12 protein-coding genes are annotated in these 13,959 nt (G+C 70.4%); 6 read left to right on the top strand and 6 right to left on the bottom strand.

Annotated elements, in window-relative coordinates; genetic code table 11:
* Position 1: 1 nt before the first annotated feature.
* Together ABGB21_RS21105 and ABGB21_RS21100 are read right to left on the bottom strand one after the other, a co-directional pair.
* Positions 2-868: a carbohydrate ABC transporter permease gene (locus ABGB21_RS21105; protein ID WP_347679156.1), complete on the bottom strand. Its 867-nt coding sequence runs from the start codon at positions 866-868 to the stop codon at positions 2-4.
* Complete coding sequence (locus ABGB21_RS21100) at positions 861-1,859, bottom strand: sugar ABC transporter permease (RefSeq protein WP_347652591.1); 999 nt, start codon at positions 1,857-1,859, stop codon at positions 861-863. The genes ABGB21_RS21105 and ABGB21_RS21100 overlap by 8 nt, the downstream gene beginning before the upstream one ends.
* Before the next feature lie 400 nt (positions 1,860-2,259).
* Here ABGB21_RS21100 and ABGB21_RS21095 point away from each other — a divergent pair, with 400 nt between their 5' ends.
* The 3 genes from ABGB21_RS21095 (at position 2,260) to ABGB21_RS21085 (ending at position 6,469) form a co-directional block, all read left to right on the top strand.
* Positions 2,260-3,339, top strand: coding sequence for a LacI family DNA-binding transcriptional regulator (locus tag ABGB21_RS21095; protein ID WP_347679154.1), 1,080 nt, complete (start codon positions 2,260-2,262; stop codon positions 3,337-3,339).
* 8 nt (positions 3,340-3,347) lie between these two features.
* Entirely contained in the window at positions 3,348-4,727 is a 1,380-nt protein-coding gene (locus ABGB21_RS21090; protein ID WP_347679151.1) for a cellulase family glycosylhydrolase, read from the top strand.
* Positions 4,728-4,900: 173 nt separating this feature from the next.
* Positions 4,901-6,469 (top strand): trypsin-like serine protease, encoded by a 1,569-nt coding sequence (locus ABGB21_RS21085; RefSeq protein ID WP_347679149.1) that lies wholly within the window; start codon positions 4,901-4,903, stop codon positions 6,467-6,469.
* A 181-nt stretch (positions 6,470-6,650) separates the two neighbouring features.
* On the opposite strand, the gene ABGB21_RS21080 is transcribed toward ABGB21_RS21085, so the two are convergent.
* A complete protein-coding gene (locus ABGB21_RS21080) occupies positions 6,651-6,938 on the bottom strand; it encodes a transcriptional regulator (protein ID WP_347652595.1) in 288 nt (95 codons plus the stop codon).
* A 284-nt stretch (positions 6,939-7,222) separates the two neighbouring features.
* Here ABGB21_RS21080 and ABGB21_RS21075 point away from each other — a divergent pair, with 284 nt between their 5' ends.
* Both ABGB21_RS21075 and ABGB21_RS21070 read left to right on the top strand, forming a co-directional pair.
* The gene (locus ABGB21_RS21075; RefSeq protein ID WP_347652596.1) at positions 7,223-7,540 is read left to right on the top strand and encodes a hypothetical protein; all 318 of its coding nucleotides are present in this window, start codon (positions 7,223-7,225) and stop codon (positions 7,538-7,540) included.
* 6 nt (positions 7,541-7,546) lie between these two features.
* The gene (locus ABGB21_RS21070; protein ID WP_347679147.1) at positions 7,547-9,055 is read left to right on the top strand and encodes a hypothetical protein; all 1,509 of its coding nucleotides are present in this window, start codon (positions 7,547-7,549) and stop codon (positions 9,053-9,055) included.
* Between the two features lie 16 nt (positions 9,056-9,071).
* Here ABGB21_RS21070 and ABGB21_RS21065 read toward each other — a convergent pair whose 3' ends face one another.
* The 3 genes from ABGB21_RS21065 to ABGB21_RS21055 all read right to left on the bottom strand — a co-directional run bounded on the left by ABGB21_RS21065 (position 9,072) and on the right by ABGB21_RS21055 (position 12,747).
* A complete protein-coding gene (locus ABGB21_RS21065; RefSeq protein WP_347652598.1) occupies positions 9,072-9,725 on the bottom strand; it encodes a hypothetical protein in 654 nt (217 codons plus the stop codon).
* Between the two features lie 22 nt (positions 9,726-9,747).
* Entirely contained in the window at positions 9,748-11,223 is a 1,476-nt protein-coding gene (gene mptB / locus ABGB21_RS21060) for a polyprenol phosphomannose-dependent alpha 1,6 mannosyltransferase MptB (RefSeq protein ID WP_347679145.1), read from the bottom strand.
* Positions 11,224-11,358: 135 nt separating this feature from the next.
* On the bottom strand, positions 11,359-12,747 hold the full coding sequence (locus ABGB21_RS21055; RefSeq protein ID WP_347652600.1) for a SidA/IucD/PvdA family monooxygenase: 1,389 nt from the start codon (positions 12,745-12,747) through the stop codon (positions 11,359-11,361).
* A 200-nt stretch (positions 12,748-12,947) separates the two neighbouring features.
* Between ABGB21_RS21055 and ABGB21_RS21050 the strand changes: the two genes are divergently transcribed.
* The gene (locus tag ABGB21_RS21050; RefSeq protein ID WP_347679143.1) at positions 12,948-13,904 is read left to right on the top strand and encodes a methionyl-tRNA formyltransferase; all 957 of its coding nucleotides are present in this window, start codon (positions 12,948-12,950) and stop codon (positions 13,902-13,904) included.
* The last annotated feature ends 55 nt before the right edge of the window (positions 13,905-13,959 follow it).

Below are 13,959 nucleotides of genomic sequence, written 5' to 3'. Positions count from 1 at the left end.
TTCAGGCCGGTCGTCGCCAGCCCTGGGTCAGGTAGCGCTGCCCGGCGAGGAAGAAGCCGAAGATCGGCGCGAGCCCGACGACGGACATGGCGAAGAGCTGACCCCAGGCACTCTCGCCCTGGCCGTCGATGAACGACCGCAGCGCGACAGGGACGGTGTACAGGTCCGGGTTGGTCAGGAAGATGAGCTGGCTGAAAAAATCGTTCCAGGTCCAGATGAAGGTGAACAGGGCCGACGTGGCCAGCGCCGGCACGGAGAGCGGCATGATGATCCGCCAGTAGATCCCGAGGTGTCCGCAGCCGTCCAACCGGGCCGCCTCGTCCAACTCCCGGGGCAGACCCCGGATGAACTGCACCATCAGGAAGATGAAAAACGCGTCGGTGGCGAGGAACTTCGGCACGATCAACGGCAGCGTGGTGTTGATCCAGTCGAGCTGGGAGAAGAGCACGTACTGCGGGACGATCAGCACGTGGATCGGCAGCATCAGCGTGGCGAGCATGGCGGCGAACAGGATCCTCCGCCCCCGGAACTCCAGCCGGGCGAACGCGTACGCCGCCAGCGAGCAGGAGAGCAGGTTGCCGACGATCGAGGCGATCGCGACCACCGCCGAGTTCCACAGGTAGTGCTGGAACGGCTTGCCCAGCGCGGTCCAGCCCTCGGTGTAGTTCGTCAGGTCGAACTCCCCGGGCCAGAGCGACGGGTCGCGGAAGATGACCTCCGTCGGCTTGAACGAACTGGAGAGCATCCAGAGCAACGGGTAGATCATCACCACGCCACAGACGATCAGCAGTGCGTGCTTGGCGACCCGACGCGTCGCCGAGCCACCGCCCCCCGGCCGTACGGCGTCCGAGGTCGTCGTGTCAGTCACCATAGAAGACCCATCGCTTGGCGAAGAGGAAGTTGAGACCGGTCAGCACGGCGATGATGACCAGCAGGACCCAGGCCATCGCCGAGGCGTAGCCCATCTCGAAGGAGCCGAAGCCCCGGTCGTACAGGTAGAGCGTGTAGAGCAGGGTCGAGTCGGCCGGTCCGCCGGAACCGCCACTGACCACGAACGCCTGGGTGAAGCTCTGGAAGGCGCCGATCATCTGCAGGATCATGTTGAAGAAGATGATCGGGGTCAGCAGCGGGATGGTGATCCGGAAGAACTGCGACAGTGTGCCGGCCCCGTCGACCGACGCCGCCTCGTAGTACATGCCCGGGATCTGGCGGAGCCCGGCCAGGAAGATCACCATCGGCGCGCCGAACGTCCAGGCGTTCAGCACCACCAGGGTGCCGAGGGCGAAGTCCGGATGCGCCACCCAACTGGTGCCCTCGATGCCGAACAGCCCGAGCACCTGGTTGATCAGTCCGTCGCTGCCGAAGATCTGCCGCCACAGGATCGCGATCGAGACGCTTCCGGCCAGCAGCGACGGCAGGTAGTACACCGACCGGTAGAAGCTCAGGCCCCGGACGCCCCGGTTGAGCAGCAGCGCCAACCCGAGGGCCAACGCCAGCTGCAGCGGCACCGAGACGAAGACGTACTGGAAGGTGACCAGCAGCGACTTGTGCAGCCGGGGATCCTCCAGCATCCGCTGGTAGTTCTCCCACCCCCGCCACTGCGGCGGACTCAGCAGCGTGTAGTCGGTGAAGGAGAGGTACAGCGAGGCCAGGATCGGTCCGATGGTGAAGACCACCATGCCGACGATCCACGGCGCGAGGAAGCCGTACGCCACCCGGTTCTCGTGGCGCCGGAGACCGGCCTGCCGTGCTCCGTCCGACCGCCGGAGCCGGACCGCCGCACCGGCCGCCGGGGACGGCGTCGGAGGTACGGGTTCCGACACCGGATCGGAGAGACGTGTGCCCATGCGATCGCTCATCAGAGCACCCTTCGGGATATGTCGCGAGTGGAGGATCGACCGTGCGCGCGTCGTACCCGCAGGGCCCACACCCGGGCTGAGTAACCAGTTTCTAACAAAGCCAACATCAACTGTCAACGACTCGACCACAAGTCGACTAGCTGTGAAAACGTCGTGACAGCAGCCCGGAAAGGGCACAGGAAACCGGTTGCCACCAAGATCGGGTAACCGGTATCTTCGGTGGCCGCACGGCGTTCCGCAAGACGCCGAGGGCCACCACCCGGGCCACCGACCAGACCTGTGTCACCGCCGGGCACCGGATCCGTCGCGCCGGAGGCCGGGCCGGTGGTGACCCACGCCCGCACCGGGTCCCCGGCTGACCGGGTGGCAGGCGACGTGCCGGCGCATGGGGAGAGTCGAGATGAGCCTGACCGGCAAACGTCCCACCGGATCGGACCGGCCGGTGCCGCGTACGTCCGGCCGGGGCCGCACCGGCGCGGACCGTGCCCCGGCGACGATCGGCCGGGTCGCCGAGGCGGCCGGGGTGTCCCGGGCGACGGTGTCCCGGGTGATGAACGGCAGCCCCACCGTCGCCCCCGACCTCGCCGCCCGGGTCCGAGCGGTCGCGGAGGCGATGGACTACCAGCCCAGTCCGGTTGCCCGCAGCCTGGCCCTCGGCCGGACCAGTACGGTGTCGCTGATCGTGCCGGATCTGGCCAACCCGATGTTCCAGGACGTGCTGCGCGGCCTCAGCCAGGCGGCCGGGACGTACGGCCACCGCCTGCTGGTCGCCGAGTCCAACGAGAACGTCGCGGAGGAGGCGATCCTCGCGGTCGAGGCCCGACGCCGCTCGGACGGTCTGGTCCTCGCCTCGTCCCGGGTCCCCGAGCCGGAGCTCCGCGCACTCAGCGAACGTCTCGCCCCACTGGTGCTGCTCAACCGGGAACTGCCGGGCAGCACGGTGCCGTCGCTGTCGGTCGACTACGCCGCCGGGATCAACGCGATCGTCGAGCACCTGCGCGAACTCGGCCACCGACGCCTGGCCTACCTGGCCGGCCCACCCGCCAGCGCCTCAGACCGGGACCGGCGGGTGGCGCTGCGGGCCGCCTGGGCCACCGACCCCGGTTGTCAGCTGTCCGAACTGGACTGCGGCTCCACCTTCGACGACGGACACGCGGCGGCCCGGGCGGTGGTCGGCACCGGCGCCACCGCCGTCGTCGCGTTCAACGACATGGTGGCCTTCGGGGCGATGAGCGGACTGCACGAACTCGGGCTCGCCGTACCCGGGGACATCTCCGTCACCGGCTTCGACGACATCCCGTTCGCCCGCTACACCAACCCGCCGCTGACCACCGCCTCGATCCCCCGCAACGAGCTGGGCCGGCAGGCCTGGGACCGGCTGTGGGCACTGCTCGACGGCGGCCCCGCCGGGCACAACGTCCGTTTCCAACCCCGACTGCTGGTCCGGGAGAGCACCGGGCCCGCGCCGACCAGCGACTAGGAGCAGCAGTGGACTGGATCAGGGTCGAGGGCGACCGGCTCGTCGACGGGACCGGCCGGACCGTGACACTGCACGGTGTCGGACTCGGTGGCTGGCTGAACATGGAGAACTTCATCACCGGCTACCCCGGCACCGAGTCGCAGCAGCGGCGGGCCCTGTACGCGGCCCTCGGCGCCGAGGCCTACCGGCGGTTCTTCGACCGCTTCCTGACCGACTTCTTCGCCGAGTCCGACGCCGGATATCTCGCCTCGCTCGGCCTCAACTCGGTCCGGGTGCCGTTCAACTACCGGCATTTCGAGGACGACGACCGGCCGTTCGAGTTGAAGGAGGAGGGGTTCCGCCGGCTCGACCGGGTCGTCGACCTGTGCGCCGAGGCCGGCCTCCACGCCATCCTCGACCTGCACGCGGTGCCCGGACACCAGAACCAGAACTGGCACAGCGACAACCCGACCCACTGGGCGCACTTCTGGACCCACCGGCACTTCCAGGACCGGGTCGTGCACCTGTGGGAGGCGCTCGCCGACCGGTACCGGGACAACCCGGCGGTCGCCGGCTACAACCCGGTCAACGAACCTGCCGACGCCTCCGGCGAGGTCATCGGCCCGTTCTACGAACGGCTGGAGCGGGCGATCCGGGCGGTCGACCCCCGGCACGTGCTCTTCCTCGACGGCAACCGCTACTCCACCGACTTCTCGATGTTCACCGAGCCGTACGACAACACCGTCTACACCGCACACGACTACGCGCTGCCCGGCATCGCCGCCGGCAGTGAGTACCCGGGGACGACCCGGGGCGAGTACTTCGACCGCGCGGTGGTCGAGCGGTCGTTCCTGCGGCGTACCGAGTTCATGCGACGTACCGGCACCCCGATCTGGATCGGCGAGTTCGGGCCGGTCTACACCGGCGAGCCGGAGCGGGACGCCCAGCGGTACCAACTGCTCCGCGACCAACTCGAGATCTACGCCGCGCACGGGGCGAGCTGGGCACTCTGGACGTACAAGGACATCGGGCTGCAGGGCCTGGTGTACGCCGATCCGGACAGCCCGTACCTGCGGCGGATCGCCCCGGTGCTGGCGAAGAAGAAGCGGCTCGGCGCGGACTCCTGGGGCGGGGTGGACCGGGAGGTACGCCATCTCCTCGATCCGGTCGAGGCGCTGTTCGACGAGGAGTTCCCGGACTTCGACCCGTACCCCTGGGGTCGGAAGGCCTGGATCAACCTGCTGGTCCGCAACATCCTGCTGGCCGAGCCGCTCGTGCGGGACTTCGGCCGCGCCTTCGCGGACGTCACCCCGGACGAGGCGGAGACGCTGGCCGGATCGTTCGCCTTCGACGGTTGCGTACGCCGTTCGCGGCTGGCCGAGACGCTGCGGAGTCACCTGGCCGGGTAGCCCCGGTGCGGTGGCTCGCCTGGTCACCCGGTCGACTCACGGTTTCGCGCCACATCACCCGCCGCGACCACCTGATCTCACCCGGTGCTCCCATCCTGGTCCGCAGAGCCCCGCCGCCACCCTGTCCGTCCGGTATCGAGGGTGGCGGTCGGCACACCGACCAGGAGGTACCCATGCCGCACATCCGACCGGTACGCCCGCCCGTCGCACGCGGACGCCGCCGGGGCGTCGTCGCCCTGGCGGCGGCGCTGCTCGCCGGCGCCCTGCCCACACTCGCCCCGTCCCCGGCCCAGGCCATCGTCGGCGGCAACCCGGTCGTCGACGGTGACCTGCGGTTCGTGGCCGAGGTCCGCAACACCGCCGTCGGCGGTCTCTGCACCGGCTCGCTCGTCCACCCCAGTTTTGTGCTCACCGCCGCGCACTGCGCGGCACCCACCTCGGTCGGTGACGTGAGCGTCCGGATCGGGAACACCGTCTCCGGCACCGGTGGCGAGGTCCGCCGGATCGCCCGGATCGCGAGCCACCCGCAGTACGTCGGCGGGCACAACGACCTCGCGGTGCTCGAACTCAGCTCGCCGGTGACCAGCATCGCCCCGGTGCGGCTGGCGAAACCGGTCGAGGGTGCCCTGTGGGACGGCTACCAGGCGGGCCCCTTCACCCAGTACGACCAGGGCATCGCCACCGGCTGGGGCCGGGACGGCTCGGGCGGCCTGCCCAACCGGCTCCAGTTCGTCGGGGTGTTCATCACCCCGCCGCAGCCCGACAGCCTCGGCATCAAGCGGATCATGGTGGACCGTGGGCCGTGCCAGGGTGACAGCGGCGGCCCGCTGCTGGTCTCCGCCGGCGGCACGCTGGTACAGGCGGGCGTGCTCAAGGGGGCGAGCTGTACGGGTGCCGCCTCCTACAGCGAGGTCGGCGCGGGCGGGAACCACATCTGGGTACTCAGCAAACTCCCGGCGATGCCCTACACCCCGTTCGGGGCGCTCGACTGGGACGGCGACGGCCACCAGGACATCGTCACCCGGGAGAACACCACCGGTGACCTGTGGCTCTACCCGGGCGAGAGCCGCCGCGGCCTGTCGACGACCCCACGGGTGCGGATCGGCAACGGCTGGAACGGCTACACCTTCTTCGGCGCGGCCGACTGGGACGGCGACGGCCACCAGGACATCCTCACCCGCAACGACACCACAGGTGACCTGTGGCTCTACCCCGGCCAGAGCCGACGCGGCTACTCCAGCCTCGCACCGGTACGGTTGACCACGGGTCTGGCCGGTCACACCCCGTTCGGGGTGACGGACTGGGACGGCGACGGCCACCGGGACCTCGTCGTCCGGCAGGACGGCAACGGCAGCCTCCTGTTGCAACCCGGTACGGGTTCGCGTGCTCCGCTAACCACGGCACGGGTACAGATCGGCGTCGGCTGGAACGCGTACAGCCCGTACGGACTGACCGACTGGGACGGCGACGGCCACCGGGACGTTGTCGCCCGGGACAACGACACCGGCGACCTGTGGCTCTACCCGGGCGAAAGCCGCCGCGGCCTGTCGACGACCCCACGGGTGCGGATCGGCAACGGCTGGAACGGCTACACCCTCTTCGGTGCCGTCGACTGGGACCGTGACGGCCACCAGGACGTCGTCACCCGCAACAACACCACCGGCGACCTGTGGCTCTACCCGGGCGAGAGCCGCCGCGGCATGTCGACGACCCCGCCGGTCCGGATCGGCTGGGGCTGGTAGCCACGCTGGTCCCCCGGACAGGTCAGCGCGACGACGGTGGGCCGCCGTGCCGGGGGTTCGGCACGGCGGCCCACCGTCGTGGATCACTTCGCAACGGGTATGGCGACCTCGGGACCCGTTCCACCGATCGGGTGCGACGGGCCGGAGCACGGGTCGGACGGCCCTGAGGTCGGGTGGACCGTCAGGTGTCGCCGATCAGTGGCCTCAAGGCCGCACAGTGGTTCTGGTAGGCCGTCTGCCCTGCCCGGGTTATCCGGTAGGTCGTGCCACCTCCTCGGCCGTAACCGACCTCCGTCGAGCTGACGTAGCCGGCGGACTCCAGGGTGGACATCTGTCGGGAGAGGTCCGAATCGCTGATCCGCAGGTGTTCCTTCAGAAACCGAAACGTGACGGTGGGCGCGTTGGCCAGTGCGGCCATGGCCGCCAGGCGCTTGGGCACGTGGATGACCGGATCCAGCCCGTCGATCATGACAGACGCGCCCGGGTCCTGGCGGCGGGCCCGGCATAACGGCGCTCGTAGCCGGTCAGGCGTACCACCACGGTGTGGCCGGGCCGCTCTCGCAAGTAGAGGCTGGCCCACCGGCCGGGCCCCTTGTCGGGACCCCGACACCGGGTCGCTCCGTGCCAGGCGGGCAACAACCTTCATCGCGGTGACCGGCACCGACCCATGGCGCACCACCGACAAGAGCGGGACATCGACGGTGGCGACACGCTGTTACGGTTCGGATACCGGACAGCGTCGGGGGGACGAGGATGACCGAGTCGATACAGGTCAGGCCGGAACTGCTACGCCAGACCGGGCAGATTCCCTGCCAACTCGCGGCCGAGCTGCGCGGTGTCCGAGACCGGTGGAACACGGTCGTCGGCTCGCCGGGCGACGCCCTCGGCCTGGTGGAGGTGGCCACCGCCTTCGACAACCTGCACGACCGGTGGTACGACGAGCTCTCGGTACACATTCGGCTGCTCGAGGAGTTGTGTCGGGGTGTTGTCCTCTCCGCCGACGAGTACACGACCAGCGACGACAACGCGTCCACCCGGCTCGGCGACGACGACCCGGCCAAGAAGGTGTGAGCCGTCATGACCACGACCGACTACGTCCAGGTCAGCACACTGATCAACCGATTACGGCAGGTCCTCGAGGCGCTCAACCCGGCCAACGCGGTCAGCGCCGTGGTCACCGTCATCGGCATGGTGTCCGAGCCGCCCCCGGGTGACCCGGACCGGATCGAGGAGTTCGCCACCGCCTTCGCCGTGGCCGCCGGCGACGTCGGGCCGGTCGCCACCGACGTGCAGCGGCTCGGCACGCAGAGGCTCCCGGAGATCTGGCGGGGTGTGGCCGGGGTCAGCGCCGCCGAGCTGATGATCGCCACCGGCCGGCTGGTCGAACAGACCACACCACAGTTCACCCGGACCAGAGGCGCACTCGAGGCGTACGCCGCCGAACTACGGACCCTGCGTACCCAGCACGCCGATTTGCACGCGGCGCTGCACGACGCCTGGCGGGACGCCACCCACATCGCCGGGTTTCCGGTCCCGGACCCGACCGCCCTGGACGACCTGGCCCGCAGTCTGGCCCAACTCATCGCCGGTTGTATCGAGGTGTACGACCGGTACGTCGTCGCGGGTGACGCGCTCGCGATCGCACTGGGCGACGTCGCCGGAAAGGCCCGGGCCGGCGCGATGGCCGACTCGAACCTGCCACCGGCGACAATCGTGCTCACCACCGGCAGCGGCGTCGACGGCAGCCTCAACGGAGACAATGCGATCCTCGCCGGCGCTCAGGCGACCCGGGCCGCCGACCGGTACGGCCAACTCGGTCCGGAGGACCGTAAACGCTTCGCCGAACTGCTCAGTCAGGCGCCCAGCCAGGCCCACCGGGCGTACCTGCTCAAGGCACTCGCCGCCGGCCATCCGATCGACGACGTGGTGGCGTTCGGCCGGACCATCAACGGCCGGACCGAGTCCTGGCTGCACCAGCACCTGAGCCTGGTCAACCCCGGCCAGACCGGCACCGCCACGTACGACGGTAAGAGGCTGGATCAGTACAACGGCGTGACCTGCGGATCGATGACCACGGTGGTCCTGCGGTCCATGGCCGATCCGCTGTACGCGCTTCACCTGACCACCGGTGGTCAGCCCGACAATTCAGAACTCACCAATATCGAGGCGGTGCAGCGGCGACTCGAAGAGGAGCAGCAGGCCACCTACGAGCGGTCCACCCGAAACTGGCCTCCGCAGCTCGGCACTCCGCCGTGGGGACTGATCGGCGAACTCAACAGCCACGCCGACACCCTCGGCACCGAGTACGAGTTCCGGCTCGTCGACGACACCGACGCCGGCAGCGTCAACCCGGCGCTGCGGGACGCGGTGACCGCCGTCAACGCCGGGCACACCGTACCGGTGCTGGTCGGCGACTCGTATCCGGCGCACTACGTGCTACTCATCGGCCACGAGGGCTCGGATCTGGTCGTCTACAACCCTGGCAACGGGCAGGTGGGCCGGGTGGGCCAGGACGACTTCCGCAACGGCAACCTCGGCGCGGCAGCGGGTTTCCGGCACGCCAACGGTGTGGCACTGCCCAGCTAGGCCGGCCGGTTGACCACTAACGAACCGACGGGTTCGGAGCCGCACCGCCGGTGTGGCTGGAATCCAGCTCCAGATAGGTCCCGTCCTCCTCGACCGGATCTGGATCGCCCGGCCGCTCGATACAGCTCCCGCCCACGGCCAGGCCTGGTGGCACGTCGGCGAACGGATTCGCCGGGTCGCGACGATTCGGCGCGCGAAGCTCGACCGAAGCGCTGCCCTTCCCGTTCGACCACACCTCGGCCCGCAGATCCAGGAACAGTCCCACCCCGGACGTCACCTTGTACGCGAAGACGACAAATTCACGTTCGCCCTCTTCGAGGGCACATCGGGTGTGCAGCACTGTCCAGCCAGCATCGCGAACCGACTGCAGCAACGCGCCGACCCGCGACTCTGCTTCCGCGCTGGAGATGCCCCCAGGAACCGGCGCCTGCCAGGTGGCGAGCCCGGCGCTCGCCTCCGACCGCCGCCAACTGGTGTCGTTGATCTCCCACCCCGGACGGACCCGGACCGGCTTCTCCGCGTCGGCGAAGATCGGGTCCGCGGCCAGTAGCTCGGCCCGTTCGTTATCCACTTTGCTCTCTCCGAGCCGCCCCGGACATCCGGTGAGCAGCCCGAGGACCAGGACCAGGCCCGCCAGTCGGAGACCACGGCCCACCCCGTCAACCAGCACCGCCCCATGGTGGCGTACCGGCTCAACCGGGGCGACCCGCCGCACCCGAGTCCCGTAGCCGCAACAACGGGATCCGGGGGCGTCCGACGGTCCGTCGTCCAGCCGACCAGCGGGCCGGTCGCAGCCGCGCCGCCAGTGTCCAGAGCACCAGGGCCACGTCCAACAGCGCACCGGCGACCTTGGTCTTTGTCACCAGTCCGAGGCTGTCCGGCAGGGTGAGCAGCACCAAACCCGCCGAGCCGGCGTCGACCAGGTCGCCGAGTCGTCCCGGCCGCTTCGGCGCGGTGGCCAGCACGGCGACACCGGCGAGCGCGTACCAGGCGTAGAAGACCGGACCGAGCAGGGCGGTGGCCAGCAGGGCCAGCCCGGCGGCGGGGACGGCGGCGCCCGGTCCGCCGCGTACCGCCCGACGGAGCAGCAGCACCAGGACGGTCGCGAGGGCCACCAGTCCGGCCGCCCGGGCGGCGGTGACGGCGTCGCCGAAGAGATCGGGGCGGCCCGCGACCCTGAGTCCGTAGCCGACCGCCATGCCGATCCCGGTCGGGATCGACGACCACTGGACGTTGCCGGCGGTCGCCGACCAGCCGTGCAGGAACCCGAACCCGTGCCCGGTCAGCATCGCGAGCAGCCCGAAGGTCCCGCTGGTCGCGCCGAGCACGACCAGGCCGGCGGCAAGCCGACGCCGGCCGGTCCGGGCCCACGGTACGACGGCGACCGCGAACGGTACGACCACCAGCGTGGTCGCCTTGACCGAGGCGGCCGCACCGAAGGCGGCACCGGCGAGCACCAACCGGGTCGGTACGGTCACCCGTTCGGTGGCGGCCGCCGCCAGCCCGGCGACGACCAGCCCGGCCAGCAGCGCGTCGTTGTGTGCGCCGGAGACGACGTGGACCAGGGTCAACGGGCTGATCGCGGCGAGCCAGCCGACCCGGGCCGGGTCGCCGCCGCACCGGCGGGCCAGCCGGGTGCCGGCGACGACCGCGAGCAGGGTGCCGCCGATCGCGACCAGCCGCAGCACGGTCAGGGCGACCGGCAGTCCGCCGGCACCGAGGAGGCCGGCGGAGGCGGCGAGGCGCTCCACCACCAACCAGAGCGGGCCGTACGGGCTGACGCTGTCCCGCCAGGTCGGGGAGACGTGCTCCAGCCACCGACAGGGCAGCGCGGCCGGCCCGGACCGGTACGGGTCGAGTCCGGCCGCGACGAGTTCACCCTGGCAGGCGTACGCGTAGCTGTCGTGGCTGCCGAGCGGTGGTGCCAGTAGCAGGGGCAGGGCCCAGAGTGCCCCGGTGACCAGCAGCCACCGGAGGTCGGTGACGGTCCGCAGCCGCCACCAGACGGCGAGCAGCCCGCCGACGCCGGCCGTCCAGAGCGCGACGCCGAGGATCCAGCCCGGTCCGCGTGAAGACGGCGTACCGGCGAGGTGGGCACTCGTCGCCATCGCGGTGGCGCCAACCAGACCCAGCCAGCGCAGCCCGGCCGGCGTCGCGGAGCCCTGCATGGGGGCATCGTGGCCGGGGCGGGTGAAGGCCCCGGGCGGGACAGGCTACCGGCCGACGAACAGCGTCCGACCACCGGACGTCGGCGGTAACCGGGTCAGCTGAGACAGCCGGCGTCGGCGTCGGCGGTAACCGGGTCAACTGAGACAGCCGGCGCCGGCGTAGACGGGACGGCGGGCGGTGACCGGACGGTGCTGGTCGGAGTCGGCGGCGTGGGCGGCGATCGAGGTGAGGATCTCGGCGGCCCGGATGGCGGTGTTCGACAGCAGCGAGGAGGAGATGCCGTGGCTGTGCTCGGTGCCGCCCTGCAGGTAGATGCCGGCGCGGACCTCCGGTCGGGTGCGTACCCGGTAGTCCCGGTCGACCTGGGCGCGTCCGGCCTCGTCCCGCAGGCAGAGCCCCGCCGCGTCGCCGAGCAGGGCGAACGGGTCGGCCGGCCGGTAGCCGGTGGCGAAGACCACCACATCGGCGCTGAGCACGGTCTTCTCGTTGGTCACCAGTGACTCGACCACCGTCCGTACCCCGTCCGGGGTGCGGACGGTCTCGGTGACCCGGGACAGGTTGAGGATCCGCAGCCGCTCGATGCCGCGTACCTTCTCCTGGTAGACCCGCCGGTACAACTCGTTGATCAGGTCCTGGTCGACCACCGAGTAGTTGGTGTTGGCGTGGTAGCCGAGCATCATCTCCTTCACCGCCGGCGGCGCGGTGAAGTACTCCCCCACCGCCGCCGGGTCGAAGATCCGGTTGGCGAACGCACTGTCGTCGGCCGGGCTGTAGCCGTACCGGGCGAAGACCGCGCAGATCTCGGCCCGGGGGTAGCGGGAGTGCAGGTGCTCGACGGTTTCGGCGGCGCTCTGCCCGGCGCCGACCACGACGAACCGGGTCGGTGCCGACGGCACCAGACTCCGCAGGTTCGGCAGCAGGTCGCGGTTGTGCCAGATCCGGGTGTCCAGGGTGATGCCGTCCGGCAGGTACGGCCGCAGGCCGGTGCCGAGCACCAGGTTCCGGGCCCGGTGGACGACCAGGTCGGAGGCGCAGCCGCCGGTGCTGGCGAGCACCTCGAAGTGGTCCACGATCCCGTCGACCCGGACCGGACGGACCTCGGTCACCTCATGCCCGTACCGGACCAGGTCGTCGACCTGCGCCGCCGCCCACTCCAGGTAGTCGTGGAACTCGACCCGGGACGGGAAGAGGTTCTTGTGGTTGATGAAGTCGATCAGCCGGCCCCGGCTCTGCAGGTAACAGAGGAAGCTGAATCCGCTGGCCGGGTTTCGCAGGGTCACCAGATCCTTGAGAAACGACACCTGCATGGTGGCGTCGTCCAGCAGCATGCCCCGGTGCCAGCCGAACCGGGGTTGACGTTCCAGGAAGACCGCACGGCCGGCAAGGTCGGCCGCACCGGCGGGGCCGGCCGGGTCGGTGTCCGCCTCCCGGACGGCGATGGCCAGGGCGAGGTTCGACGGGCCGAAGCCGATGCCGAGCAGGTCGTACACCGGAACGTCGGTGCTGCGATCGGTTTGTGACATACCTGTCCCATCTCCTCTGCCGGGCGGCCCGGGCGGGGTGATCGAGGGCCGGATCCGTCGGAACCGGTGCGGTGGCCAGGCAGTCGACCAGCCACAAGATTTAGGTTAGGCTAACCTACGCCCTGGCCGAGAACAACATGGACCATCCGGCATTCACTCCGGGTCGGCCAAGCTCGGGAACGTCAAGGAGGAGACCGCCGATGCGGGTTGTGATGTTCGGCTACCAGACCTGGGGACACCGGACGCTGCAGGCGCTACTCGACTCCGAACACGAGGTCAGCCTGGTCGTCACCCATCCCAAGAGCGACCACGCCTACGAGAGGATCTGGGACGATTCCGTCGCGGAACTGGCCGAGAAGCACGACGTACCGGTGCTGGTCCGGCAACGTCCCGGCGACGCGGAACTGCTGGACCGGCTCCGCGCGGCGCGACCCGAGATCATCGTCGCCACCAACTGGCGCACCTGGATCCCGCCGGAGATCTTCAACCTCCCGCCGCGCGGCACCCTCAACGTGCACGACTCGCTGCTGCCGGCGTACGCCGGATTCGCCCCGCTGATCTGGGCGCTGATCAACGGTGAGCCGGAGGTCGGGGTGACCGCCCACATGATGGACGAAACCCTCGACGCGGGTGACATCGTGCTGCAGCGGGCCGTCCCGGTCGGACCGACCGACACCGCCACCGACCTCTTCCACCGGACCCTGGAACTGTTCGGCCCGATCACCGTCGACGCGCTCGCCCTGATCGCCACCGGCCGGACCGACTGGGTGAAGCAGGACCGGTCGAAGGCAAGCTTCTTCCACAAGCGGTCGGTCGAGGACAGCCGAATCGACTGGACCCGCCCCGCCGACGAGATCGAGCGCCTGGTCCGGGCCCAGTCCGACCCGTACCCGAACGCCTTCACCCACCACGACGGTGCGCGCCTGCGGATCCTGGGCGCCCGGGTCTCGCAGGGCCGCTACGGCGGCACGCCCGGCCGGATCTTCTACCGGGAGGGCGACGGCGTGGTGATCGTCGCCGGGCCCGACGCGCACCGCGGCCGCAACCACGGCCTGGCCATCACCCGGGTACGCACCGACGACGGCCGGGACCACGCGGCGACCGACTACTTCCGCAGCATGGGCGGCTACCTGACCGCCCACCCGGACCGTCGGTAGGTCGGCCGCCGGGAGCCGCGTCCCGCCGGACGCGGCTCCCCGACCGACCAACCGA

Source organism: Plantactinospora sp. B24E8, from assembly GCF_039871735.1.
In the GTDB taxonomy this organism is placed as follows: Bacteria; Actinomycetota; Actinomycetes; order Mycobacteriales; family Micromonosporaceae; genus Plantactinospora.
This window is presented reverse-complemented; position numbering and strand designations above follow the sequence as displayed.

Bases quoted from the DNA above. Each gene is read 5' to 3' on its own strand.
- ABGB21_RS21100 (WP_347652591.1), bottom strand. From the start codon at position 1,859: ATGAGCGATCGCATGGGCACACGTCTCTCCGATCCGGTGTCGGAACCC.
- ABGB21_RS21095 (WP_347679154.1), top strand. From the start codon at position 2,260: ATGAGCCTGACCGGCAAACGTCCCACCGGATCGGACCGGCCGGTGCCG.
- ABGB21_RS21085 (WP_347679149.1), top strand. From the start codon at position 4,901: ATGCCGCACATCCGACCGGTACGCCCGCCCGTCGCACGCGGACGCCGC.
- ABGB21_RS21080 (WP_347652595.1), bottom strand. From the start codon at position 6,938: ATGATCGACGGGCTGGATCCGGTCATCCACGTGCCCAAGCGCCTGGCG.
- ABGB21_RS21075 (WP_347652596.1), top strand. From the start codon at position 7,223: ATGACCGAGTCGATACAGGTCAGGCCGGAACTGCTACGCCAGACCGGG.
- ABGB21_RS21070 (WP_347679147.1), top strand. From the start codon at position 7,547: ATGACCACGACCGACTACGTCCAGGTCAGCACACTGATCAACCGATTA.
- mptB (WP_347679145.1), bottom strand. From the start codon at position 11,223: ATGCAGGGCTCCGCGACGCCGGCCGGGCTGCGCTGGCTGGGTCTGGTT.
- ABGB21_RS21055 (WP_347652600.1), bottom strand. From the start codon at position 12,747: ATGTCACAAACCGATCGCAGCACCGACGTTCCGGTGTACGACCTGCTC.
- ABGB21_RS21050 (WP_347679143.1), top strand. From the start codon at position 12,948: ATGCGGGTTGTGATGTTCGGCTACCAGACCTGGGGACACCGGACGCTG.